Below are 22740 nucleotides of genomic sequence, written 5' to 3' on the forward strand. Positions count from 1 at the left end.
ACATCTGTACCCCTCCCGCAAAAACCTTACTCCCTCCCCCTTCAAAGTCAGCCGCTATAGCGGCAAAGGATTCCCATGTCTGAGATTAAGGAACGGTCGATCTTGTTCTCGGCCCCGATGGTGCGCGCCATCCTGGAAGGCCGGAAGACGGTCACGCGGCGGGCACTGAATGAGCAGGCGCTGAAGAACATCGGCTACGGCGTTCAGCTCGGCGAGTGCCACGAACTACCAACCGAGGGGCCGCTGCACCCGAACAGCGTCGGGTACTACAACGACTTCTGCCCATTCGGACAACCCGGCGACCAGCTGTGGGTGCGCGAGACATTCGCGCTGCTCGGCAACGAAGACGGTGTATGTGTCGACTGGAACGACAGATTGGTCAAGGGCATTGAGCGCGATGCCGCTCGGATCTTCAGGGCAAGCTGCACCGTCGGTGACTATGGTCTCTGGCAAGTTCCAGACAAAGCCGCGTGGAAACCTGACACCGACGAACTGCAGTACGAAGGCGCCTGGCGGCCAAGTATCCACATGCCTCGCTGGGCCAGCCGCATTGTGCTGGAGATCACCGAGGTGCGTGTCGAACGGTTGCAGGACATCACCTACGAGCAGGTCGCAGCCGAAGGTGTTCACCGAAGTCCGCTACGCGAGTGGTGCGCGAGCGACGAAGGTGGCGCATGCCACAAATACCCGGTGCCAGCATTCCGCGACTTGTGGCAATCCGTCGCGGGCAACTGGGAAGCCAACCCGTGGGTCTGGGTCGTCGAGTTCAAGCGCGTAAGTTGAAGGCTAAGAAATCAGATCGAGACCCGCTACGTAAGGGGCGAGCCCTCCTCGGTGGCGCTTCATAAAGTTTTTATAGTGGGTGTCAAATGGCTGCGTACCACGAACGCTCTCTAGCCATTCCCTAACCCCAGTAGAAATATCGTTAATAAACGAGGGTATATCAACGGCCAGAGCATCCATCAAAATCGAGTTGTGCACGGTGAGAGGACCTGGAGTTAGAAAAAGCACCCGGGAGTAACCCAAGTCTTTATGCATAGCCTTACCTTGGTGAAGCAACCCGCAACGATATGCGTAACAGACAGATCCGCTAATGGCGACGTTTCCATCACGGATCTGCGGATATTTGCTCGCTACCCACTTATCGAACCACGCTTTGTACTTAGCCCCCGTCGCTTTTCCATCTTCAGACTCAAGAGCTGCACAGATGTCCGGAATCGCAAGCGATGTAAAAAGTGCCACAGAGTAAAACCCCGCTCCAGCAACTGCCCTGAGTTCATTCAAAAGATCTTCCATGCCCAACCCCATTCAATAAAGCACTGATGCTAGCTGCAATCTTCAACGTCGCAGGAATTTCTGACCCCAATCCACCTACCAGCCTGCCGGTGAACGGCGGGCGAGGAACCGTTATGCCTGAAATCAAGTGCGAGTACGGGCACACCCTGCGAATCAGCACCGACGAATGGGTCAGCCAGCTTTCCCTGGAACAGCTTCGTTACGCTCGCCAGCAGATGGCCGAGAAGATCGATAAGGCCGAGCAAGGCCCGCGCCGGACAGTCTGGTTGGTCGATGACGGAATCAGTGTCGCTGGCTTTTATCGTGAAGACGCTTTCGCAGAAGCGGCCGACCACCTGCTCAGGATCTACAAAGACGTGTTTTTAAGAGAGGCGAAGGACTTCGGCGGCAGCCCCGGATCTGTACACGAGTTCAAGCAGTCGATCCCCCACATCGAGCCGCGGCGCGTGACTCAATTCGAATACGACACCGAGTGGTTCCCCACTAAATCCGAATAACCACCTTCTGCCGCCACGCGCGGCATGGAGCACTTATGTCTGCAGAACTGGCGCAGGCGCCCTCCCGGCCCCGGCGCGAAAGCATCCTCCCTCGCTTCATCCGTGCCGGCGCGGCACCCATCTACCTGGGTATGTGCCGCGCCGAATTCGACAAAACAGTCCGCCCCTATGTCAGCGAGTTTCCTATCGGCGAGCGCGGCGTCGGCTTCGACCGGCAGGAGCTGGATGACTGGGCAACGGCGTACGTCGAGGCCAAAGCAATTGATAAAAAACGCGCCCCGGAGCAACAATTGCCCCGCAGCGAGCGCCAGAAAGGAGATAAATCATGGCGCGAAAATCGATCACAGGCCTCTCTGAGAGGAAAGGTATCTGGCATATCGACAAGAAAATCAACGGAGAACGACTTTACGAAAGCACTGGAACTGGTGACCGGGAAGAAGCGGAGCGCTACCTGATCTACCGGCTGGAGCAGATCCGGCAACAGAAAGTGTACGGCGTAAAGAAGGTCAGGATCTGGCGGGAGGCGGCGACTCGCTTCCTGCTGGAGTTCAAGGATCAACCTTCAATCAAACTTTCGGCGCACCACCTTTCCCAGCTGGACCCGTTCATAGGCGACATGCCGCTGACCCACATCGATGATCAGGCCTTAGTGCCGTTCATCAAGGACAGGTTGGCGACCAAGAAGCTTGAGGGCGGCAAGGTGAAGAAAGGCGTCAGCAACAGGACGGTGAATATCTCGATCGAGCGTGTGGTTCGGGTTTTGTCGTTGTGTGCCAGGAAGTGGCGAGATGATGAGCGAAGGCCGTGGCTGGATAGCGTGCCGATGCTCACGAAGCTGGAAGAGAAGAAGTCGAGCCGCAAACCGTACCCGATGTCGTGGCCGGAGCAGTCGATTCTTTTCGGGCAATTGCCGGCTCACCTGCAAACGATGGCGCTGTTCAAGGTGAACACCGGCACGCGGGAGCAGGAAGTCTGCAAGTTGAGATGGGATTGGGAAATTTCGGTGCCGGAGCTAGGGACGAGCGTGTTCCTGATTCCGGCGGACTTTGGCGGCAGACACGAACGGTCTGGAGTGAAGAACGGTGATGAGCGACTGGTTGTGCTCAACAGCGTGGCCAAGTCGATCATCGAGCAGCAACGCGGCGTGAGTAAGGAATGGGTTTTCCCTTACAACGGCAATGCGATGCACCGGATGAACGACTCGGCTTGGAAGAAGGCTCGGGTGAGAGCGGCGAAACTCTGGCAGGAGGAAAACCTTCGCCCCGCTCACCCTGGCTATGCATCCATAAGGATCCATGACCTCAAGCACACATTTGGCCGCCGGCTGCGCGCAGCAGGCGTAACTGAGGAAGACCGCAAGGCTCTTCTTGGCCACAAGAACGGCAGCATCACCAGTCACTACTCGGGCGCTGAGCTCGGGCATCTGATTGAAGCTGCGAACATGGTATCAGCAACCGATTCGCGTGGACCGGTCCTGACAATTTTGAAGAGGAAGCAAGCGTGAAAAATCGAGGAGTCACGCAAATCTCACGCACATGAAAAAGGCCAGTGCTGTGAACACTGGCCAAAGTCATTGAATTATATGGTCGGGACGGAGTGATTCGAACACTCGACCCCTAGCACCCCATGCTAGTGCGCTACCGGACTGCGCTACGCCCCGACTAGGCGTGAAACTCGTTCCTCTTCTCGAAGAACGCTCAAGAATATATCGCAAGCTTTTGAAAACTGGAAGTATTCAAATGCAGGAAATTATTTCTTGAGGACAACCAACACATCTTCCAACTCAGCAATCATCTGCCGAATCATCTGTTTGTATTGGGTGGTGTCGTCTTTGGCTTCATCGCCGGACAAACGCAAGCGCGCGCCGCCGATGGTGAACCCTTGATCATAAAGAAGCGCGCGGATCTGCCGGATCATCAGCACGTCTTGTCGCTGATAATACCGGCGGTTTCCGCGGCGTTTGACGGGGTTGAGTTGAGGAAACTCCTGCTCCCAATAGCGCAGCACGTGCGGTTTTACGGCACACAGCTCGCTGACTTCACCAATGGTGAAGTAGCGTTTGCCTGGGATGACGGGTAGCTCGTCGTTATGACTTGGTTCCAGCATAAGCCTCAACTCGGGCCTTCAACTTCTGCCCTGGACGAAAGGTGACCACACGGCGAGCCGTGATCGGGATTTCTTCACCCGTTTTCGGATTGCGGCCAGGCCGCTGGCGTTTGTCCCGAAGGTCGAAATTGCCGAAACCGGACAATTTGACTTGTTCGTTGTCTTCAAGAGCGTGCCTGATTTCTTCAAAAAACAGTTCGACCAATTCCTTGGCCTCCCGTTTATTCAGGCCCAGCTCTTCATACAGACGTTCCGCCATCTCAGCTTTCGTCAGAGCCCCCATACGTCACTTCCTTAACGTGGCGTTCAACCTTTGTTCGAGCGAGGTGAGGATGTTTTGCGTAGTGGTATTCACCTCATCGTCATTAAGAGTGCGCGATGGATGCTGCCAGGTCAAGCCGACTGCAAGGCTTTTTCTATCAGGATCAATGCCTTTACCCTGATACACGTCAAATAGCCTGAGGTCTGTGAGCCATTCGCCTGCATTTTCACGGATTACATCCAGTACGGCACTGGCCGCAACGTCTGTGGACGCAATCAGTGCCAGGTCACGACGCACTTCAGGAAAGCGTGATAACTCCTGGAATTTTGGCATTTTTCCCAATGCCACTTCGGCCAGAACCAGCTCGAAGACGAAAACCGGACGGTCGAGACCGAGGGTTTTTGACAATTCAGGGTGGATAGCGCCGACGAACCCAACCAGGCGACCTTCTCGTTCGATGCGCGCGGTTTGACCCGGGTGCAACGCAGGGTGTTTGCCCGGCACGAAAGTGAACGAATCCAGCGCACCGGCAAAGCCCAGCACCGCTTCCACATCAGCTTTGACGTCGAAGAAATCCACGACATCGCGACCTTGCGCCCAGCCTTCCGGCAGGCGGCTACCGCAAACAACACCCGCAATCATCGGCTCTTGCTTCAGGCCTTCCAGCTGACCGACAAAACGCAGGCCGCTTTCGAACAGACGGACGCGATCCTGTTGACGGTTCAGGTTGTGCTGAAGTGCCTTGACCAGACCGGGCCACAAGGACGAGCGCATGGCCGCCATGTCGTTCGAGATCGGGTTGGCCAGCAGCAGCGGCTCGACACCCGGATTAAACAACTCGAATTGTTTCGGATCGATGAAACTGTAGGTGATCGCTTCCTGATAACCACGCGCCACCAGCAGGCGACGCAGTTCAGGCAGATCGCTACGCGCTTCGGCTTTGGCTTGCGGTGCCAGGCGAGCTTGCGGGTAGCGAACCGGCAGACGGTTGTAGCCGTACAGACGGGCCAGCTCTTCGATCAGATCGACTTCCAGGCTGATGTCGAAGCGGTGGCTTGGCACTTCAACGCGCCACTGCCCTGCTCCATCTGCAGCAATCTTCAGGCCCAGGCCGCTGAGCAGACGCTCGACTTCGGCCGACTCCATTTCCATGCCCAGCATCTGAGTGATGCGCTGCGCACGCAGGGTGACCGGAGCAATCTTCGGCAGGTGCTGTTCGCTGACGGTTTCGATGATCGGGCCAGCTTCGCCGCCAGTGATTTCCAACAGCAGGCCAGTGGCGCGCTCCATGGCTTCACGGGCCAATTGCCAATCCACGCCACGCTCGTAGCGGTGCGAAGCATCAGTGTGCAGGCCGTAAGAACGAGCCTTGCCAGCGACGGCAATCTGATCGAAGAACGCACTTTCCAGGAATACATCACGCGTGGTCGCGGTGTTGACGCCACTGTGCTCGCCCCCCATGACGCCGGCGATGGCCAAGGCGCGGGTATGGTCGGCAATCACCAGCGTATCGCTACGCAGGCTGACTTCCTGACCGTCGAGCAGTACCAGCTTCTCGCCTTCTTCGGCCATACGCACGCGGATGCCGCCATTGATTTCAGCGAGATCGAACGCGTGCAGCGGCTGACCCAGCTCAAGCATCACGTAGTTGGTGATGTCCACGGCAGCGTCGATGCTGCGCACGTCGCCACGACGCAAGCGCTCAACCATCCACAGCGGCGTAGGCTTGGACAGATCGACGTTACGGATCACACGACCCAGGTAACGCGGGCAAGCGACTGGCGCCAGTACTTCGATCGAGCGCACTTCGTCATGCACGGCGGGCACAACAGCCACCACCGGACGGGTGACTTCAGCGTCATACAGCGCGCCGACTTCACGGGCCAGACCGGCCAGGGACAGGCAATCGCCGCGGTTCGGAGTCAGGTCAACCTCGATGCTGGCATCGTCCAGGCTCAGGTACTCGCGAATATCCAGACCGACCGGCGCATCCGCCGGCAATTCCATCAGGCCATCGTTGCCTTCGCCGACTTGCAGCTCGGCTTGCGAGCACAGCATGCCGTTGGACTCAACGCCACGCAGCTTGGCTTTCTTGATTTTGAAGTCGCCTGGCAGTTCGGCACCGATCATGGCGAACGGGATCTTCAGGCCAGGGCGCACGTTTGGCGCTCCGCACACAACCTGGAAGGTTTCCGAGCCATTGCTGACCTGGCAAACGCGCAACTTGTCGGCGTCCGGGTGCTGCTCGGTGCTCAGCACCTCACCCACGACCACGCCACTGAATTCACCGGCGGCCAGCGTAACGCTATCGACCTCAAGACCGGCCATCGACAGACGGGCAACCAGCTCGTCGCGACTTACCTGCGGGCTTACCCAGCCACGCAGCCATTGTTCACTGAATTTCATCCTGCTCTCCCAAGAATTCGTTACGACTAGCGAAATTGCGCGAGGAACCGCAAGTCGTTGTCGAAGAACAGACGCAAGTCATTCACGCCGTAACGCAGCATGGCCAGACGCTCAACGCCCATGCCGAAGGCAAAGCCCGAAAACTCTTCCGGGTCGATTCCGGACATGCGCAGCACGTTCGGGTGAACCATCCCGCAGCCCATGACTTCCAGCCAGCCCGTCTGTTTGCAGACGCGGCAGCCTTTGCCGCTGCACATCACGCATTCCATGTCGACTTCAGCGGACGGCTCGGTGAACGGGAAGTACGAAGGACGGAAACGCACGGCCAGCTCTTTTTCGAAGAACACGCGCAGGAACTCTTCGATGGTCCCTTTGAGGTCGGCGAAGTTGATGTCGCGGTCGACCAGCAAGCCTTCGACCTGGTGGAACATCGGCGAGTGGGTGATATCGGAGTCGCTACGGTACACACGGCCTGGGCAGACGATGCGGATCGGTGGTTGTTTCGATTCCATGGTGCGGACCTGTACCGGCGAGGTATGGGTGCGCAGCAACATGTTGGCATTGAAATAGAAAGTGTCATGCATCGACCGGGCCGGGTGATGGCCTGGGATGTTGAGCGCTTCGAAGTTGTGGTAGTCGTCTTCGACCTCAGGACCTTCGGCGATGCCGTAGCCGATGTGGGTGAAGAACTGTTCGATACGTTCCAGAGTACGAGTAACCGGATGCAGACCACCCGAGGTCTGGCCGCGGCCAGGCAGGGTCACGTCAATGGACTCGGCAGACAGTTTGGCGGCCAGATCGGCCTCTTCAAACAGCGCCTTGCGGGCATTGAGAACCTCTGTGACACGCTCCTTGGCAACGTTGATCAGGGCGCCGACTTGCGGACGCTCTTCTGCCGGCAAATTCCCCAGGGTCTTCATCACCTGAGTCAATTCACCCTTCTTGCCAAGGTAGTGAACCCGGATTTGCTCCAGGGCATTGATATCTTCAGCGCTTTGCACAGCCTCTAGTGCTTGAGAGACGAGCGCGTCCAGGTTTTCCATGTACAGACTCCAGATACAAAATAGGGGAAGAGCTTGAAGGCTCTTCCCCTATTTATGACGTTTAACACCTGGCCCCACAGAGGTGAGACCGGGTGACTGTCGGGGGTACTTAAGCCAAGGTGGCTTTAGCTTTCTCGACAATCGCAGCAAACGCCGCTTTTTCGTTCACTGCCAGATCAGCCAGAACCTTACGGTCGATCTCGATGGACGCTTTTTTCAGGCCGGCGATGAAACGGCTGTAGGACAGACCGTTGATACGTGCACCAGCGTTGATACGAGCGATCCACAGAGCGCGGAACTGACGTTTTTTCTGACGACGGTCACGGTAGGCGTATTGGCCTGCCTTGATTACCGCTTGCTTGGCAACACGGAATACGCGCGAGCGAGCGCCGTAGTAGCCTTTAGCAAGTTTCAGAATTTTTTTGTGACGTTTACGGGCAATGACGCCACGCTTTACACGAGCCATGAGTTACTTCCTCTATTCTTGACTAAAATTAACGAAGGCGCAGCATGCGCTCGACTTTTGCCACGTCAGACGGATGCAGCAAGCTGCTACCGCGCAGTTGACGCTTACGCTTGGTCGACATTTTAGTCAGGATGTGGCTCTTGAAAGCGTGCTTGTGCTTGATACCGTTAGCAGTTTTCAGAAACCGCTTAGCAGCACCACTTTTCGTTTTCATTTTTGGCATGTTCGGATACTCCGCATTCAGTTGATAAACATAATCAGAAGGCCTGCCGTGCCCTGATGATTACTTCTTCTTTTTCGGGGCGATGACCATGATCAGCTGGCGTCCTTCCATCTTAGGATGCTGTTCGACCGAACCGTACTCGAGCAAGTCACCTTCAACTCGCTTGAGGAGTTCCATCCCCAGCTCCTGGTGGGCCATCTCACGGCCGCGGAATCGCAAGGATACCTTGGCCCTGTCCCCATCACTCAGGAAACGTACCAGGTTGCGCAGTTTTACCTGGTAATCCCCTTCCTCCGTCCCTGGACGAAACTTGATTTCTTTAACCTGAATCTGCTTCTGGTTTTTCTTGGCCGCGGCAATCTGCTTCTTCTTCTCGAAGATCGATTTGCCGTAGTCCATCAGTTTGCAAACAGGGGGTACTGCATCGGCGGAAATTTCCACCAAATCCAGTTTGGCCTCTTCAGCCTTAAGAAGCGCGTCTTCAATTGACACAATCCCAAGCTGTTCACCTTCAGCCCCAATTAACCGAACCTCGCGTGCCGAGATATTCTCGTTGATCGGGGCTTTCGGTGCAGCTCGTTTATCTTGTCTCATTTCACGCTTAATAGTAATTACTCCGAATCTGGGCGACCACGCCGGGAAACCGCTTGCGCGAGAAACTCAGCGAACTGGGCGACGGGCATCGAGCCCAGGTCAGCACCTTCACGAGTACGCACAGCGACAGTCTGCATCTCGACTTCCCGATCTCCGATAACCAAGAGATAAGGAACCTTGAGCAAAGTATGCTCGCGGATTTTAAAGCCGATCTTTTCATTTCTCAAGTCAGACTTGGCACGAAATCCGCTTTCGTTGAGGGTTTTTTCGACCTCGGCGGCAAAATCGGCCTGTTTGTCAGTGATATTCATGATCACTGCCTGGGTCGGAGCCAGCCACGCAGGGAATGCACCCTCGTAGTGCTCGATCAGGATTCCGACGAAACGTTCGAAGGATCCGAGGATCGCCCGGTGCAACATCACCGGGTGCTTTCGACTGTTGTCTTCGGAGACGTATTCGGCTCCCAGACGGACAGGCAGGTTAAAATCGAGCTGAAGGGTACCACACTGCCAGACACGGCCGAGGCAATCTTTCAGCGAGAACTCGATTTTCGGACCGTAGAACGCACCCTCGCCCGGCTGCAGATCGTACGGCAAGCCAGCGCTATCAAGGGCTGCAGCCAATGCGGCTTCGGCGCGATCCCACAGTTCGTCGGAACCAACACGTTTTTCCGGACGAGTGGACAGCTTCATTTCGACGTCTTTAAAGCCGAAGTCGGCATAAACGTCCATGGTCAGCTTGATGAAAGCGGCGGATTCGGCCTGCATCTGCTCTTCAGTGCAGAAGATATGGGCGTCGTCCTGAGTGAACGCACGCACACGCATGATGCCGTGCAGCGCACCCGATGGCTCGTTACGGTGGCAAGCACCGAATTCGGCCAGACGCATCGGCAACTCGCGGTAGCTCTTCAGGCCTTGATTGAACACCTGCACGTGGCACGGGCAGTTCATCGGCTTGATCGCGTAGTCGCGGTTTTCCGACTGCGTGGTGAACATGTTGTCGGCGTAGTTGGCCCAGTGCCCGGATTTCTCCCACAGGCTGCGGTCAACGACTTGTGGAGTTTTGATCTCCAGATAGCCGTTGTCGCGCTGAACCTTGCGCATGTACTGCTCGAGCACCTGGTACAGAGTCCAGCCGTTCGGGTGCCAGAACACCATGCCCGGCGACTCTTCCTGGGTATGAAACAGGCCCAGGCGCTTGCCGATCTTGCGGTGATCGCGCTTTTCAGCTTCTTCGATGCGCTGGATGTAAGCCGCCAGCTGCTTCTTGTCCGCCCAAGCGGTGCCGTAAACGCGCTGCAACTGCTCGTTCTTGGCATCGCCACGCCAGTAGGCGCCGGACAACTTGGTCAACTTGAAGGATTTCAGGAAGCGCGTATTCGGCACGTGCGGACCACGGCACATGTCGACGTATTCTTCGTGATAGTACAGGCCCATGGCCTGTTCGTTCGGCATGTCCTCGACCAGGCGCAGCTTGTAGTCTTCGCCGCGGGCCTTGAACACTTCGATCACTTCGGCGCGCGGAGTGACTTTCTTGATCACGTCGTAATCTTTCTCGATCAGCTGCTGCATGCGCTGTTCGATGGCTGCCAGGTCGTCCGGAGTGAAAGGACGTTCGAAGGCGATATCGTAATAGAAGCCTTCGTCGATGACCGGACCGATGACCATCTTGGCGGTCGGGTACAGCTGCTTGACCGCGTGGCCAACCAGGTGGGCGCAAGAGTGGCGAATGATCTCCAGCCCCTCTTCATCCTTTGGCGTAATGATTTGCAGCGTGGAATCGCTGTCGATGATGTCGCTGGCGTCGACCAGCTTGCCATTGACCTTGCCGGCCACGGTGGCCTTGGCCAGACCTGCACCAATGGATGCGGCGACCTCGGCTACGGAAACCGGGTGATCGAATGAACGTTGACTGCCGTCGGGAAGAGTAATAGTTGGCATGGCGCCTCCTCTCCTAGTGGTGACCCCTACCAAAGGTCACGTGGGTTGGGATGAGCCAGTACAAGATCCGATCCAGGCCATTCAATGACGAACGCCTGCCTTACAGCGGCAGGAGCCTTGCGGCCAACCGGAAAACCGAACCAGAGTGACTGGGATTCAAATCAGGGTTATTCGCGCCGTTGCCGCCACCGGGACTGAAGGTCATCCGGAGCCCGCAAAAGCCCGAGCGAGGCATGCTAGCACAGATGAACGGTCATCGATGCAACGAGGCTTATGCCGGGGCAAATCTCGCAATTTATGCCAGAGTGCTGAACTTGGACCCCACTTTACCCCTCAGATAACAAGACATTGACCCACAAGGAGCATCCCAGCATGCGTCTGAATCGTTTGTTCGCAGTCGTCGCCCCCATCGTTCTGTTGCTGCCATTGGCCGCCCATGCCGATTGGCCAAAGGGCGAGCGCGAAAAATACATGGCTCAGTGCACAGATGCGGCCACTCCGCAGATTGGTGCGGCCGCAGCGAAGGCCCACTGCGCTTGCGGTGCTGATGCGATCAAATCGTATCCGGCTGGCGATATCCAGGCATTGATGGACAATAAGGCCAGCCCGGAATTGCAGCAGAAAGCTCTGGGTCAGATAGCCAAATGCAAGGCCAATACACCGGCGAAGAAGTGACAAAAAAGTCCTTTTGACTCGGCTTATCGCTGATAAAAACCGCTGCATTTGAGCTTTTTCGTACAATTTATGCAGGTTTTACAGGTTTTTTTATCGTCTTTACTTTCGGCTGAAAGCCTTGTAAAACGGGGCTTTCAGCTACATCAAGCAGCAAACGGAACGCGACTGCACGGCAAACAGCACGTCCGGGGGGCTCCCAAAGCGAACATTTCGACTATGATACCCCGGTGTGCCCAGTTGGCCTGAGCAGCACAGCACTACTGAAAATATATGTTTCTTGGAGATACACCATGTCTAATCGCCAAACCGGCACCGTTAAATGGTTCAACGATGAAAAAGGCTTCGGCTTCATCACTCCTCAAGGTGGCGGTGACGACCTGTTCGTACACTTCAAAGCTATCGAAAGCGACGGTTTCAAAAGCCTGAAAGAAGGCCAAACCGTTTCCTTCGTGGCTGAGAAAGGCCAAAAGGGTATGCAAGCTGCACAAGTCCGCGCTGAGTAATTTTCAGCCGCACTAAAAAAACCCCGTCCATGTGACGGGGTTTTTTATGGGTGAAGCAAAAGCTGAAGCGATCAGCCGCAGTTGACGCGGGTGACCACCCGGCTGGCATCGGTGTTGAGGTTCAGACGATCGGAGCGGTATTCCAGCGTCACCATATCGCTAGGCGACAGGAACCGTGCGTTCTGTGCGCCTGCGCGGGTACGTGCCTGCTCCAACAGTGCGGGCGAAGCCGGTTTGCCGATGGCGAATTCGGCTGCCTTTGCCTCACAACGGCTGTGACCTGTGTCAGACGTCGCTACAGGGTCTGCCGCCGACTCGGAGGACGTGCTACTGCAACCAGCCAGCAAAGTGACGGCGAACAAAGTACCCAATGACGCGAGCTTCCAAGGCATGAAGCCTCCTTTTTTCCAATAGTTAAGCTGAGATCTTGCGACCGCCAATCCGGCATTTGGTTTCAAGGTGAGTGCCATCACTCTGCCCTGGAACCGCACGAGCGGCGAGTTTGCCTGAGCATCGCCGCGCCGTTCATCACTCAATCGTGACTGAATATGAACAGCCCTCAATAGACGTCGATGTAATCATACGGCGGGTTCGGCCAGTTCTCTTTCAGCGCATTGAAGATCTGCATGACCCAGACCTCATCGCTTGCTGCGACCAAGCCTACGTAACCGGAGCCCTTGGCCCACGTCTCCAGCCGAAACAATAGTCCGTTGATATCGGTGCCGCCCACAACACCCGATGAAATATAGGCAACGCCAGCCTTGGTCACCCGCAGTTGCGTATGCTCGTCATCACTGGCAGAAGCCAGTAACTGGTGCACCGCCTTGAGGGTCAAGCCGTCGGGCGTGTTCAAATCGATCTGCACAGCACGGTCCTTGAAAATTCGTCAAAGACCAAGTGTCGCATAGCCCTCCTCTCATGCCTAAGTCGGAGTGCCAAACGCCGCGCAAAATGGTTAACTCGACACTCAGACTTTCCCGACTTCACGAGCGCCATCATGTCCACCATAAGCATCGACGCCAACATCACCGTCAAGTGGCCGCAGGGTCACAGCTCTTACAGCCCGGGCAGCCCGGAAGAGTTCGCAATCATTGGCATCGATCTATTGGTCAAGGAACTGGGAACTGAAGCGGCCAGGAAATTCATCGCGCAAATATTCGAAAAATACCCCGCCGGCTATATGGGCTTGACAGAGAACGAGCGGGCGTAAAACCCGCAGGCTGGCACCTGCGGGTGTGAAAGTTACTTCAGACGAGCCAGACGCTGGGTCAGCAAGTCGAAGAATCCCTGGGCGTCGCCGCTTTCTACCCAGAATGCATTCTTCGGCGCTTTCAGGCCGTCATACCAGTCGACGATGGTTTGGCCGAAGGTCGGGCCTTCGCGGCTATCAACGACCACATTGACCGAGCGACCGGTGAACAATTCAGGCTTGAGCAGGTAGGCGATGACGGTGGCGTCATGCACCGGGCCACCTGGAATGCCGTAGTGTTCCATGTCACCTTTGACGTACTCATTGAGAATGTCGCCCACCAGCTTGCTGGCGTTGTTGTTGATCGCTGCGATCTGCTTCAGGCGCGCCTCACTGGTGAGGATCTTGTGGGTCACGTCCAGCGGCAGATAGGTCAGCTTCACGCCGCTCTTGAGCACCACTTCCGCAGCCTGCGGGTCGGCGAACAGGTTGAACTCGGCCACCGGGGTGATGTTGCCGCCGTTGAAATGCGCCCCCCCCATGATCACCACTTCCTTGATGCCCTGAACGATTTCAGGTTCCTGGATCAGCGCCAGGGCCAGGTTGGTCTGTGGACCGAGCATGGCGATGGTGATGCTGTGAGGCTTGGCGGCCTTCAAAGTGTCGATCAGGTACTCGACCGCATTGCCTTCGGCCAGGCCTTTCTTCGGCTCGTGCACGGTGACGCCCGACAAGCCCTCCTTGCCATGGATGTTCTCGGCATAAATCGGTGTGCGCATCAACGGTTTCGGTGCGCCTGCGTAGACCGGCACCTCCTCGCGCCCCGCCCACTCACGGGCCAGTCGCGCATTTCGCGAAGTCTTGTCCAGTCGCACGTTGCCCGCGACGGTGGTCAGCGCACGGATATTCAATTCTTCCGGCGACGCCAACGCAAACAGCAAAGCGACGACGTCGTCGGCACCCGGGTCGGTGTCGATGATCAAATCGATCTTTTCCGCAGCCTGGGCGCTTGTTGCAGTAATCAGGGACAAAAGCAGCAAACTCCGGAGCAGGTGGTGCAGTTTCTGAGCATAGCGGTGCATATCGCACTCCTTGTGCGTGGGGAAACAGATTGTGTACAGCGGGTCAGAAGGTCACCCCCGAGACCAGCACGATGTTGCAGTACGGCGCACATTCGCCGGTACGAACAATCGCTCGCGCCTGTCGACTGAGGACTTTGAATTGTTCATGGCTGAGCAGCTCACGCTGGCCCAGCGCGCCTTTGGCATTCAGCTCATCCAGAGAGCGCAAGGCGGGTGGTTGTTTGTCCAGAATTTCCTGGGCCAGCACATGGCGCTCAACCTGCATTTCGCTGAGCACGACGTTCAAGGTGCTGACGAAATCCGGAATACCTTGGGTCAGGGCCAGGTCGATCAGTTCGACGCCCGGCGGTACGGGCAGGCCGGCATCGCCGATCACGACCATGTCGCCGTGCCCCAAGGAAGCGATCAGCCGAGACAGCGCGACGTTGAGCAAAGGTGTCTTTTTCATGGTGCTTTGTACGCCTGGACTTCGGACAAGGTGGGAATCGAGGGTTGTGCGCCGGCACGGGTGACTGAAAGCGCCGCGGCTACCTGGCCGAAACGGATCGCTTCAGCTTCGGTTTTGCCGGACGCCAGCGCGGCAGCAAAACCGCCGACGAAGGTATCGCCGGCCGCCGTGGTATCGACAGCCTTCACCGTCGGTGCCGGGAAATGTTCGAAGCCTGTACCGTTGGCGAACATTGACCCTTGAGCACCCAGGGTGATGATGACCTTACCGGCACCCAGTGCGATCAATCGGGTTGCGGCGGTTTCGGCGGACGCAAGGGAGTCAACCGGTAAACCGCTCAGCGCCGAGGCCTCGCTTTCATTGGGAATCAGGTAATCGATGGACGCATACCAATCTGCTGGCAGCGGACGACTGGCCGGCGCCGGGTTGAGGATCACGATTTTGCCCAGCTCACGGCCGCGCTTGAGGGCGTGACCCACCGTGGCATCCGGCACTTCCAGCTGACAAATAATCACGTCCGCCGCCTGCAACACGGCATCGAACCGGTCGATCACCTGTGGCGTCAGCGCACCATTGGCACCGGCGACGATCACGATTGCGTTCTGGCTGTTGTCATCGACCACAATCAATGCCACGCCGCTGGAACCCTCGACAGTGCTGACGGCCTGGCAGTCGATCTGCTCGACCATCAGAGCCCCGCGCAGTTCTTCACCGTAAGCATCGCTGCCGACACAACCGACCATCGACACCTGCGCCCCCAGCCGCGCCGCGGCGACCGCCTGGTTAGCGCCCTTGCCGCCTGAAACCGTGGCAAACGACTGCCCGATCAGCGTCTCACCGCCACGGGGCAGCCGTGGAGCCCGGGTCACCAGGTCCATGTTCAGGCTGCCTATCACCACTACTTTTGCTGGCATACATCACTACTCGTCAATTCGGTTTCAGCGGTATTCGTCGAACACACCGGCAAGCGGCGCAGTCGATTCTCGCAGGACAATACTGGGCGTCACGATCCGCTGATCAGTGGCCATGTCGGGTGTTGCGATTCGTCGTAACAGAACCTCGGCCGCCATCTCACCGAGTTGCAGGATCGACTGGCCCACGGTGGTCAGCGCCGGGTAGACATAACGGCTCATCTGGATATCGTCGAAGCCGATCACCGACAGTTCTGTCGGCACACGCACATTGCGCTCGGCAGCCGCTCGCAACACGCCAATGCCAATCATGTCGTTGCCGGCGAAGATCGCGCTGGGCGGGTTCTTTTCCAGCAGAATCGCGGCGGCGTTGTAACCGCCAGTGCTGGTGAAGTCACTTTCCAGCATGCGCTCGCGATGTACTTCCACCCCCGCCTCTTTCAAGGCTCGGCAATAACCGGCCAGACGCATCTGCGCCACGCTGGTACCTGCCGGGCCACCGATGGTGGCGATGTCCCGGTGGCCCAGCTCCAGCAGATGCCGGGTAGCCAGGTAGGCACCGTATTCGTGATCGATACGCACCAGGTCGGCATTTACACCTTCCAGCCCGCGGTCGACGATGACCATCGGTGTGCGCACGCCGGCGAGACCTTCTGCCAGTCCCGCGTCGCCACCGGCCGAGGCCACGATCAACCCGTCGATGCGTTTTTCCAGCAGCACGCGCAGGTAGCTGCGCTGTTTGTCCGGGTTGTCGTCGGAGTTGCAGAGGATCACGCAATAGCCGTTACGCTCGCAGTAATCCTCAATGCCACGCGCCAGTTCAGCGAAGTACGGGTTGAGGCTGTTAGGCACCAGCAAACCGATGGTCGCCGTGGTCTTGGCTTTCAATGATCGGGCCACGGCGCTCGGCACGTAGTCCAGGGTCTTGATCGCCGCCTCGACTTTGATCCGTACCTCTTCGCTGACCGGCCGGGTCTTGTTCACCACATGGGACACCGTGGTGTAGGAAATCCCCGCGAGTGCCGCTACATCCTTGATCGTTGCCATGACTCAGGTCCGCCGGCTTGCGCGCTGACTGCGATAAGTATCAAGCACCACCGCCACCACGATCACTGCGCCGGTGATGATGCGTTTGGTCGGCTCGGTCGCGCCGATCTGCGCCAGGCCCGCCGCCAGTACGGAAATGATCAGAACCCCGAAGAAGGTGCTGATTACCGAACCACGCCCGCCCATCAGACTGGTGCCGCCGATCACCACCGCGGCGATCACTTGCAGCTCCAATCCGGAGCCGGCATTCGGGTCCGCCGCTTCCAGACGGGAAATCTGAAACAGCGCGGCAATACCGGCCAACAGCCCCATCAGACTGAATACCAGGATCTTGTAGGGTTTTGGATTGATCCCGGCCAGACGCACCGCTTCTTCGTTGGTGCCGATGCCGATCAGGTAGCGGCCGAACACGGTACGGGTCAGCACGGCCTGGGCGATGATGATGATCAGCAAGGCAATGATGAACGACGGCGAGATGCCAAAGGCAATCGGGTTGGATAGCCAGGCGAAGGCATCACCGATATAAGCCGTGCGCGAGCCGGTCATCTGATACGCCACGCCACGGGCCATTTCCAGCACGCCAAGGGACACGATGAACGACGGAATTCGCCACGCCACGGTGATCGATCCGGTGATGGTCCCGGCCAATGCCGCGATCGCCATGCCGAGCAGCGCTGCAGGCAGGACGCTCCAGCCCCAGCCAAGAATCGCCACGCTGACGGCCGACGCTGCGAGCGCCAACACCGAGCCGACCGACAGGTCGATACCGCCAATGATCAGCACGAACGTCATGCCGACCGCCAGCACCATCAAATCGGGAATCTGGTTGGCCAGGGTGCTGAAAGTGTCGTAGGACAGGAAGTGGCTGCTCAATACCGAGAACAGCGCGACCATCGCCAGCAAGGCACCGGCCAGGCCCAGATAGGTGCCCAGGCCGTAGAAATTGCCACTACGTTTGCCGGCAGAAGATGCAGTTTTCATGGAAGATCCCTAGGCGCTGCTTCGTTGAGCAACGCATCACGTTTTTGGTAGCCGGCGAACGCGGCAGCAAGCAAATCATCCTGGGTCCAGCTGTCGCGCTCGAAAGTGTCGATCAGGCGCCCCGCCGACAACACGCCGATCCGGTCGCAGATCAGCATCAGTTCACGCAGGTCGCTGGACACCACCACCAGCGCCTTGCCCTGCCGGGTCAGTTCACCGAGCAGCGCATAGATGTCGAACTTGGCGCCCACATCGATGCCACGGGTCGGTTCATCGAACAGCATTACCGAACAGTCACGCTCCAGCCAACGGCCGATCACGACCTTCTGCTGGTTGCCACCCGACAGCTCGGAAACCAGTTGCGTCGGACTCGAACTGCGGATGCGCATGGCGTCGACCTGACGTTGGGCCAGGGACATTTCGTCAGCGTTGTTGACGATGCCGCCACTGGAAATCACCGGCATGTTGCCCAGCGCGATGTTGGCGCTGATCGACTGGGTCAGCAGCAGGCCTTCGCCTTTGCGGTCCTCGGTGATCAGGGCGATACCGTGGCCGACCGCATCAGCCGGCGAACGGATGCTCACCACCCGAGCCGGCGAACCCAGCGCAACGGTGCCACTGTCCGCGGTGTCGGCACCGAAGATCAGACGCAGCAACTCGGTGCGCCCTGCCCCGATCAATCCGGAAATCCCGTAGATCTCACCGGCGCGGACTTCGAAGGACACGTCGCGAACTTTGTCCGAGCGAGTCAGCCCTCTGACCGTCAAGGCGGGAGCGCCAATGTTGCGCGGCCCCAGGTCGATGTGTTCGCCGAGTTCACGGCCGACCATCAACGTGACCAGTTGCTCGCTGTTGTAATTGGCCATCGGCTCGACGCAGACCAGGTTGCCGTCACGCAACACCGCAATGCGCTGGGCGACCCGCGCCAGTTCTTCGAGGCGATGGGAGATGTAGATGATCGACACGCCCCGAGCTTGCAGGCGGGTGATCTGCTCGAACAGCATCTCGACTTCACGGGCGGTCAACATGGCCGTCGGTTCGTCGAGGATCAGCACATGGCAATCGCCGATCAGATTGCGCGCGATCTCGACCATTTGTTGGTGGCCGATGCCGAGTTCGCCGACCAGGGTGTCCGGATCGATCGCGTCGAGCCCTACCTGGGCCATGGCCTCGATCGCGGCTTTGCGCAGTTGTTTGCGGCTGATCCAGCCGCCATTGCTGGGAAGGTTGTCGAGAAACAGATTTTCCGCCACTGACAGGGTCGGCAACAGATTGAGTTCTTGCATGACCATGCGGATGCCCAGGTCTTCGGCCTGGGTGCGGCTGCCAGGGCGGTATTCCTGCCCCTGAAATTGCATGTGGCCGGTGGTCGGCGTGACCAGCCCGCCAATGATTTTCGACAGCGTGCTCTTGCCGGCACCGTTCTCGCCGGTCAGCGCCAGCACTTCACCGCGCATCAGCGTCAGGTCGATGCCGGTCAGGACAGGTTGGGCGTAGGTCTTGCCGATGCCGCTGACCGAGAGGACAGCGTTCGGGGCGGAAACTGACATAAAACTCTCCATGCGCTCGCCCGATCGGGCGAGCACCGTTGTGCCGCCAGAAGGGTTACTTGGTGACCAGCTCTACCGGCGTTTCGATCACGCCGTTGGCGCCGCTGTCGACCTTCTCGCCCTTGATGATTTTCAGCGCAGTCTCGATACCGAACACGGCTTGCCTGGCGGCAAACTGGTCAGCGGTCGCCAGGACGCGGCCGTCTTTCAACATTGGCTTGATGGCGTTGATGTTGTCGTAACCAACCACTTGCACCTTGCCGGCCTTGCCTGCCGCACGCACGGCGGAAACGGCACCGACGGCCATGCTGTCGTTACCGGCCAGCAGCGCTTTGACGTCCGGGTATTCGCTGAGGATCGAGGCGGCAACCTTGTTGCCCTTGTCGATCTCCCAGTCACCGGATTGCAACGAGACGACCTTGATCTGCGCCGCTTCCATCGCGTCCTTGAAGCCTGCGGTGCGGGCCTGGGCGTTGGTGGTGGTGGACACGCCTTCGATGATGCCGACTTCGTCACCGGCCTTCAGCTGCTTGGCCAGATACTCGCCGACCAGACGAGCGCCTTTGCGGTTATCCGGGCCTACGAACGGGACGGTGATGTTCTTGCTTTTGACCACGGCCGGGTCGAGCTGGTTATCGATGTTGATCACGGTGATACCGGCATCGATGGCTTTCTTGATCACGGGAACCATGGCCTTGGAGTCAGCCGGCGCGATGACCAGCGCATTGACCTTGGCCAGAATCATTTGCTCGACGATGCGCGTCTGGCCCGCAGTATCCGTTTCGTCCTTGATGCCGTTGGAGATCAGCTCGAAATCGCCGGAATGGTCTTTCTGATAAGCCTTGGCACCGTCTTCCATGGTCAGGAAGAACTCGTTGGCCAGGGACTTCATGACCAGTGCGACTTTGGGTTTTTCAGGAGTCTCGGCGAAAGCCGAAGAGACAGGCAGCGCGGCAGATGCGGCGGCCAGCATAGCGACAGCAAGAAGACGTCCAGCGAATGGCAGCTTCATGGGTTCACTCCGATCTTATGATTATTGTGAGCAACGCTTGCGCTGGCGTAAGCTTCATGGCGTCCGCCAATGGACCGAGCCATCAAGAACAACGCGCAAACGTTTGCGTAGACCGAACTATGCGAACCCTGCTGTGATTTGTCAACGACCTGTTTTGTGTCTCGGTTGGCACCAGATCACGCCGTCGTGCTGACCAGACCACCCGCGCTGGAGTCTTTGGCCAGTTCTTTCACCAGATTCCCGGTGACTTGCGCCAGCGCACCATTGGTCTCGGCGATCTGCCCCTGGATCGACATGACGGCTGTGGCTTTGGCCTCCTCGGTTGGATAGGACGCTGCCTGAGCGGCCGCCAATTGCTGCTGTTGTTCGCGCAACTGCTGTTGCAGTTCCTGCATACGCTTGAGCAACACCTGAACCGCAATACTCTGGCTGCTTTTGCTCTCGGATTTGCTTTCGTCCTGAGCAGCCCCTCCGGTTCTGACCTGGTTTTCTTCTTTTCCAGTCAGCTGTGTCGACGCCTCTTCCGTCGCTTCGCTCAAGGCATTGATCGTCGACGGTGTCTTGCCACCAATGGTGATTGCGCCCGCATTTGGAAAACCGACAGAAAAAGACATGTGCACTCCCGAAAAAAAATCCCTTGAAGGGACATCGACCTGTGCGCGGGTTTCTTTAGCACTGATTTTCTATCTGGCAAGGCGAAGAGTTCACCAGAGGTCGTAGGCCTTTTCGGAGAGCCGAACGCGAAACCTCAACTAATTCGGAAACCCGGACACGAAGCTGTTTAAGGCCGGTAACCCACTGGGTAAATATTGATATAAATCATCCAGTTAAAAGTTTTTCTCATTCAACGTAGGGCTGGTACAGATCCTGCTCTTCACCTAGACCCCAAGCGTTCAGATCTGCCTGGGGCGTATCTAGATGAACTTGCATCAGCACCGTCTCACTACTAGAGAGAAAATAATGAAATCTGCCTTCAACACCTTTATTCCGGGCGCTTTGGCCCTCCTGCTGCTCCTGCCTACCGCTCTTCAGGCAAAAGAAGTCGAAACCCAACAGAAACTGGCCAACGTGGTGATCCTCGCCACCGGCGGCACCATTGCCGGTGCCGGCGCCAGCGCTGCTAACAGCGCCACCTACCAGGCAGCGAAAGTCGGCATCGAGCAACTGATCGCCGGGGTTCCGGAGCTCAGCCAGCTGGCCAACGTTCGCGGCGAACAGGTCATGCAGATCGCCTCGGAAAGCATCACCAACGACAACCTGCTGCAACTGGGTCGCCGCGTCGCCGAACTGGCCGACAGCAAAGACGTCGACGGGATCGTGATCACCCACGGCACCGACACCCTGGAAGAAACCGCGTACTTCCTGAACCTGGTGGAAAAAACCGACAAGCCAATCATCGTCGTCGGCTCCATGCGCCCAGGCACCGCAATGTCGGCTGACGGCATGCTGAACCTGTACAACGCCGTCGCCGTCGCCAGCAGCAAAGACGCCCGCGGCAAAGGCGTGCTGGTGACCATGAATGATGAGATCCAGTCGGGGCGCGACGTCAGCAAAATGATCAACATCAAAACCGAGGCATTCAAAAGTGCCTGGGGGCCGCTCGGCATGGTAGTTGAGGGCAAATCCTACTGGTTCCGTCTGCCGGCCAAGCGTCACACCATGGATTCGGAATTCGACATCAAAACCATCAAGAGCCTGCCTGACGTCGAAATCGCCTATTCCTACGGCAACGTCAGCGACACGGCCTACAAGGCACTGGCTCAATCCGGTGCCAAAGCGATCATCCATGCCGGCACCGGCAACGGTTCGGTCTCCTCGCGTGTGGTCCCAGCCCTGCAAGCCCTACGTAAGGACGGCGTGCAAATCATTCGTTCGTCCCACGTCAACGCCGGCGGTTTCGTCCTGCGTAATGCCGAACAGCCTGACGACAAGTACGACTGGGTCGTGGCGCATGACCTGAACCCGCAAAAAGCCCGCATCCTGGCCATGGTCGCGCTGACCAAGACCAACGACAGCAAAGAGCTGCAACGGATGTTCTGGGAATACTGATTCGCCCTCGCCCGACCGACTCCGGTCGGGCACTGCATTCACCACTCGCCAGCCTGGGCGAGTGGTTCATACCCCGCCTGATACTCCGATAAAAATTTTCCCTTCTTCCTACACCAAATGGAAAAAACTGCTGTCAGAGGATTTTCTTGAATTTTAAGCAGTTGCGAAAATGCCTACAGTTAAATACTGTATGCACGTACAGCTTAATAAGGATAATTCCGTGGCCTCCACCTCTGCTTCTCCTGATACCTATCAACGCATGGGCATACGCGTTCAGAAAATCATCAACTCCCCCACCGCTCAGAAAGCCAAAGCCGCACTGATCTTCCGTTTACCGGACGAGCCTGTGGATGAGTGGGAGCAATTGCTCGAAGAAATTGATGAGAACGACAACGTCACCCTCGCCTATCGCGACGATGGCGGTGTGCAGATTTTCTGGGTTGTGCCGAAGGAAGATTGA

Annotated in this window: 28 protein-coding genes and 1 tRNA gene; 9 read left to right on the top strand and 20 right to left on the bottom strand. The window is 57.7% G+C overall.

The genetic code is table 11. From position 1 onward, the window contains the following. Window positions 1-75: 75 nt before the first annotated feature. A complete protein-coding gene (locus FBY01_RS01005; RefSeq protein ID WP_145306095.1) occupies window positions 76-783 on the top strand; it encodes a morphogenetic protein in 708 nt (235 codons plus the stop codon). Window positions 784-786: 3 nt separating this feature from the next. On the opposite strand, the gene FBY01_RS01010 is transcribed toward FBY01_RS01005, so the two are convergent. Then, on the bottom strand, window positions 787-1296 hold the full coding sequence (locus FBY01_RS01010; protein WP_145306093.1) for a hypothetical protein: 510 nt from the start codon (window positions 1294-1296) through the stop codon (window positions 787-789). A 113-nt stretch (window positions 1297-1409) separates the two neighbouring features. Between FBY01_RS01010 and FBY01_RS01015 the strand changes: the two genes are divergently transcribed. Genes FBY01_RS01015 through FBY01_RS01020 form a run of 3 tightly spaced genes read left to right on the top strand, consistent with a single transcriptional unit; the run spans window position 1410 to window position 3297 of the window. Continuing rightward, window positions 1410-1793: a hypothetical protein gene (locus tag FBY01_RS01015; protein WP_256664388.1), complete on the top strand. Its 384-nt coding sequence runs from the start codon at window positions 1410-1412 to the stop codon at window positions 1791-1793. A gap of 35 nt (window positions 1794-1828) precedes the next feature. Further along, window positions 1829-2248 (top strand): hypothetical protein, encoded by a 420-nt coding sequence (locus FBY01_RS31745; protein WP_256664387.1) that lies wholly within the window; start codon window positions 1829-1831, stop codon window positions 2246-2248. Continuing rightward, entirely contained in the window at window positions 2134-3297 is a 1164-nt protein-coding gene (locus FBY01_RS01020) for a tyrosine-type recombinase/integrase (protein WP_256664395.1), read from the top strand. The genes FBY01_RS31745 and FBY01_RS01020 overlap by 115 nt, the downstream gene beginning before the upstream one ends. A gap of 79 nt (window positions 3298-3376) precedes the next feature. On the opposite strand, the gene FBY01_RS01025 is transcribed toward FBY01_RS01020, so the two are convergent. The 9 genes from FBY01_RS01025 to thrS all read right to left on the bottom strand — a co-directional run bounded on the left by FBY01_RS01025 (window position 3377) and on the right by thrS (window position 10833). Next, window positions 3377-3453 (bottom strand) — tRNA-Pro (locus FBY01_RS01025). An 89-nt stretch (window positions 3454-3542) separates the two neighbouring features. Further along, window positions 3543-3899, bottom strand: coding sequence for a MerR family transcriptional regulator (locus FBY01_RS01030; RefSeq protein WP_003179985.1), 357 nt, complete (start codon window positions 3897-3899; stop codon window positions 3543-3545). Further along, entirely contained in the window at window positions 3880-4182 is a 303-nt protein-coding gene (gene ihfA, locus FBY01_RS01035; RefSeq protein WP_002553164.1) for an integration host factor subunit alpha, read from the bottom strand. Before ihfA ends, FBY01_RS01030 begins: the two co-directional genes overlap by 20 nt. Window positions 4183-4185: 3 nt before the next feature. After that, complete coding sequence (gene pheT / locus FBY01_RS01040) at window positions 4186-6567, bottom strand: phenylalanine--tRNA ligase subunit beta (RefSeq protein ID WP_145306088.1); 2382 nt, start codon at window positions 6565-6567, stop codon at window positions 4186-4188. Between the two features lie 26 nt (window positions 6568-6593). Next, window positions 6594-7610 (bottom strand): phenylalanine--tRNA ligase subunit alpha, encoded by a 1017-nt coding sequence (gene pheS, locus FBY01_RS01045; protein WP_007905876.1) that lies wholly within the window; start codon window positions 7608-7610, stop codon window positions 6594-6596. Window positions 7611-7719: 109 nt separating this feature from the next. Further along, window positions 7720-8076, bottom strand: coding sequence for a 50S ribosomal protein L20 (rplT, locus tag FBY01_RS01050; RefSeq protein ID WP_007905879.1), 357 nt, complete (start codon window positions 8074-8076; stop codon window positions 7720-7722). Window positions 8077-8104: 28 nt separating this feature from the next. Beyond that, window positions 8105-8299 carry a 50S ribosomal protein L35 gene (rpmI, locus tag FBY01_RS01055; RefSeq protein ID WP_002553160.1) on the bottom strand — a complete coding sequence of 65 codons (195 nt, stop codon included), beginning with the start codon at window positions 8297-8299 and terminating at the stop codon, window positions 8105-8107. A gap of 60 nt (window positions 8300-8359) precedes the next feature. Beyond that, entirely contained in the window at window positions 8360-8911 is a 552-nt protein-coding gene (gene infC, locus FBY01_RS01060) for a translation initiation factor IF-3 (RefSeq protein ID WP_169857083.1), read from the bottom strand. Then, entirely contained in the window at window positions 8911-10833 is a 1923-nt protein-coding gene (gene thrS, locus FBY01_RS01065; RefSeq protein ID WP_010455934.1) for a threonine--tRNA ligase, read from the bottom strand. The genes infC and thrS overlap by 1 nt, the downstream gene beginning before the upstream one ends. Window positions 10834-11205: 372 nt before the next feature. Here thrS and FBY01_RS01070 point away from each other — a divergent pair, with 372 nt between their 5' ends. Next, window positions 11206-11508, top strand: coding sequence for a hypothetical protein (locus tag FBY01_RS01070; protein ID WP_077748044.1), 303 nt, complete (start codon window positions 11206-11208; stop codon window positions 11506-11508). A 290-nt stretch (window positions 11509-11798) separates the two neighbouring features. Further along, window positions 11799-12011 (top strand): cold-shock protein, encoded by a 213-nt coding sequence (locus FBY01_RS01075; RefSeq protein ID WP_007905882.1) that lies wholly within the window; start codon window positions 11799-11801, stop codon window positions 12009-12011. 71 nt (window positions 12012-12082) lie between these two features. On the opposite strand, the gene FBY01_RS01080 is transcribed toward FBY01_RS01075, so the two are convergent. Both FBY01_RS01080 and FBY01_RS01085 read right to left on the bottom strand, forming a co-directional pair. Further along, window positions 12083-12403, bottom strand: a complete 321-nt coding sequence (locus FBY01_RS01080) for an I78 family peptidase inhibitor (RefSeq protein ID WP_010455938.1) — start codon at window positions 12401-12403, stop codon at window positions 12083-12085. A 167-nt stretch (window positions 12404-12570) separates the two neighbouring features. After that, window positions 12571-12876, bottom strand: a complete 306-nt coding sequence (locus FBY01_RS01085; protein ID WP_010455941.1) for a hypothetical protein — start codon at window positions 12874-12876, stop codon at window positions 12571-12573. A gap of 132 nt (window positions 12877-13008) precedes the next feature. Between FBY01_RS01085 and FBY01_RS01090 the strand changes: the two genes are divergently transcribed. Beyond that, on the top strand, window positions 13009-13221 hold the full coding sequence (locus tag FBY01_RS01090; RefSeq protein ID WP_010455943.1) for a hypothetical protein: 213 nt from the start codon (window positions 13009-13011) through the stop codon (window positions 13219-13221). A gap of 32 nt (window positions 13222-13253) precedes the next feature. Here FBY01_RS01090 and FBY01_RS01095 read toward each other — a convergent pair whose 3' ends face one another. From FBY01_RS01095 to FBY01_RS01130, 8 genes are all read right to left on the bottom strand, one after another. Further along, window positions 13254-14282 (bottom strand): nucleoside hydrolase, encoded by a 1029-nt coding sequence (locus FBY01_RS01095; RefSeq protein ID WP_010455945.1) that lies wholly within the window; start codon window positions 14280-14282, stop codon window positions 13254-13256. 43 nt (window positions 14283-14325) lie between these two features. Beyond that, window positions 14326-14730 carry a D-ribose pyranase gene (gene rbsD, locus FBY01_RS01100; protein WP_010455947.1) on the bottom strand — a complete coding sequence of 135 codons (405 nt, stop codon included), beginning with the start codon at window positions 14728-14730 and terminating at the stop codon, window positions 14326-14328. After that, entirely contained in the window at window positions 14727-15644 is a 918-nt protein-coding gene (gene rbsK, locus FBY01_RS01105; RefSeq protein WP_010455949.1) for a ribokinase, read from the bottom strand. The genes rbsD and rbsK overlap by 4 nt, the downstream gene beginning before the upstream one ends. 24 nt (window positions 15645-15668) lie before the next feature. Then, window positions 15669-16688 (bottom strand): LacI family DNA-binding transcriptional regulator, encoded by a 1020-nt coding sequence (locus FBY01_RS01110; protein ID WP_010455951.1) that lies wholly within the window; start codon window positions 16686-16688, stop codon window positions 15669-15671. Between the two features lie 3 nt (window positions 16689-16691). Further along, window positions 16692-17669: an ABC transporter permease gene (locus FBY01_RS01115; protein ID WP_010455954.1), complete on the bottom strand. Its 978-nt coding sequence runs from the start codon at window positions 17667-17669 to the stop codon at window positions 16692-16694. Beyond that, window positions 17666-19219, bottom strand: a complete 1554-nt coding sequence (locus tag FBY01_RS01120) for a sugar ABC transporter ATP-binding protein (RefSeq protein WP_102595444.1) — start codon at window positions 19217-19219, stop codon at window positions 17666-17668. The genes FBY01_RS01115 and FBY01_RS01120 overlap by 4 nt, the downstream gene beginning before the upstream one ends. 55 nt (window positions 19220-19274) lie before the next feature. After that, a complete protein-coding gene (locus tag FBY01_RS01125) occupies window positions 19275-20231 on the bottom strand; it encodes a sugar ABC transporter substrate-binding protein (protein ID WP_010455958.1) in 957 nt (318 codons plus the stop codon). 176 nt (window positions 20232-20407) lie between these two features. Beyond that, window positions 20408-20845, bottom strand: a complete 438-nt coding sequence (locus tag FBY01_RS01130; protein ID WP_077748038.1) for a hypothetical protein — start codon at window positions 20843-20845, stop codon at window positions 20408-20410. A gap of 346 nt (window positions 20846-21191) precedes the next feature. Between FBY01_RS01130 and FBY01_RS01135 the strand changes: the two genes are divergently transcribed. Both FBY01_RS01135 and FBY01_RS01140 read left to right on the top strand, forming a co-directional pair. After that, window positions 21192-22280 (top strand): asparaginase, encoded by a 1089-nt coding sequence (locus FBY01_RS01135; RefSeq protein ID WP_010455963.1) that lies wholly within the window; start codon window positions 21192-21194, stop codon window positions 22278-22280. A gap of 169 nt (window positions 22281-22449) precedes the next feature. Then, window positions 22450-22740 carry a DUF1654 domain-containing protein gene (locus FBY01_RS01140; protein WP_145306085.1) on the top strand — a complete coding sequence of 97 codons (291 nt, stop codon included), beginning with the start codon at window positions 22450-22452 and terminating at the stop codon, window positions 22738-22740.

Source organism: Pseudomonas sp. SJZ077 (assembly GCF_007993905.1).
Lineage (GTDB): Bacteria > Pseudomonadota > Gammaproteobacteria > Pseudomonadales > Pseudomonadaceae > Aquipseudomonas > Aquipseudomonas mandelii.

Bases quoted from the DNA above. Each gene is read 5' to 3' on its own strand.
- rpmI (WP_002553160.1), bottom strand. From the start codon at position 8,299: ATGCCAAAAATGAAAACGAAAAGTGGTGCTGCTAAGCGGTTTCTGAAA.
- FBY01_RS01005 (WP_145306095.1), top strand. From the start codon at position 76: ATGTCTGAGATTAAGGAACGGTCGATCTTGTTCTCGGCCCCGATGGTG.
- FBY01_RS01080 (WP_010455938.1), bottom strand. From the start codon at position 12,403: ATGCCTTGGAAGCTCGCGTCATTGGGTACTTTGTTCGCCGTCACTTTG.
- FBY01_RS01010 (WP_145306093.1), bottom strand. From the start codon at position 1,296: ATGGAAGATCTTTTGAATGAACTCAGGGCAGTTGCTGGAGCGGGGTTT.
- FBY01_RS01135 (WP_010455963.1), top strand. From the start codon at position 21,192: ATGAAATCTGCCTTCAACACCTTTATTCCGGGCGCTTTGGCCCTCCTG.
- FBY01_RS01140 (WP_145306085.1), top strand. From the start codon at position 22,450: ATGCCTACAGTTAAATACTGTATGCACGTACAGCTTAATAAGGATAAT.
- FBY01_RS31745 (WP_256664387.1), top strand. From the start codon at position 1,829: ATGTCTGCAGAACTGGCGCAGGCGCCCTCCCGGCCCCGGCGCGAAAGC.
- thrS (WP_010455934.1), bottom strand. From the start codon at position 10,833: ATGCCAACTATTACTCTTCCCGACGGCAGTCAACGTTCATTCGATCAC.
- pheS (WP_007905876.1), bottom strand. From the start codon at position 7,610: ATGGAAAACCTGGACGCGCTCGTCTCTCAAGCACTAGAGGCTGTGCAA.
- FBY01_RS01030 (WP_003179985.1), bottom strand. From the start codon at position 3,899: ATGCTGGAACCAAGTCATAACGACGAGCTACCCGTCATCCCAGGCAAA.
- FBY01_RS01125 (WP_010455958.1), bottom strand. From the start codon at position 20,231: ATGAAGCTGCCATTCGCTGGACGTCTTCTTGCTGTCGCTATGCTGGCC.
- ihfA (WP_002553164.1), bottom strand. From the start codon at position 4,182: ATGGGGGCTCTGACGAAAGCTGAGATGGCGGAACGTCTGTATGAAGAG.
- pheT (WP_145306088.1), bottom strand. From the start codon at position 6,567: ATGAAATTCAGTGAACAATGGCTGCGTGGCTGGGTAAGCCCGCAGGTA.
- rplT (WP_007905879.1), bottom strand. From the start codon at position 8,076: ATGGCTCGTGTAAAGCGTGGCGTCATTGCCCGTAAACGTCACAAAAAA.
- FBY01_RS01120 (WP_102595444.1), bottom strand. From the start codon at position 19,219: ATGTCAGTTTCCGCCCCGAACGCTGTCCTCTCGGTCAGCGGCATCGGC.
- FBY01_RS01115 (WP_010455954.1), bottom strand. From the start codon at position 17,669: ATGAAAACTGCATCTTCTGCCGGCAAACGTAGTGGCAATTTCTACGGC.
- FBY01_RS01090 (WP_010455943.1), top strand. From the start codon at position 13,009: ATGTCCACCATAAGCATCGACGCCAACATCACCGTCAAGTGGCCGCAG.
- FBY01_RS01015 (WP_256664388.1), top strand. From the start codon at position 1,410: ATGCCTGAAATCAAGTGCGAGTACGGGCACACCCTGCGAATCAGCACC.
- FBY01_RS01110 (WP_010455951.1), bottom strand. From the start codon at position 16,688: ATGGCAACGATCAAGGATGTAGCGGCACTCGCGGGGATTTCCTACACC.
- FBY01_RS01070 (WP_077748044.1), top strand. From the start codon at position 11,206: ATGCGTCTGAATCGTTTGTTCGCAGTCGTCGCCCCCATCGTTCTGTTG.
- FBY01_RS01095 (WP_010455945.1), bottom strand. From the start codon at position 14,282: ATGCACCGCTATGCTCAGAAACTGCACCACCTGCTCCGGAGTTTGCTG.
- rbsK (WP_010455949.1), bottom strand. From the start codon at position 15,644: ATGCCAGCAAAAGTAGTGGTGATAGGCAGCCTGAACATGGACCTGGTG.
- FBY01_RS01075 (WP_007905882.1), top strand. From the start codon at position 11,799: ATGTCTAATCGCCAAACCGGCACCGTTAAATGGTTCAACGATGAAAAA.
- rbsD (WP_010455947.1), bottom strand. From the start codon at position 14,730: ATGAAAAAGACACCTTTGCTCAACGTCGCGCTGTCTCGGCTGATCGCT.
- FBY01_RS01130 (WP_077748038.1), bottom strand. From the start codon at position 20,845: ATGTCTTTTTCTGTCGGTTTTCCAAATGCGGGCGCAATCACCATTGGT.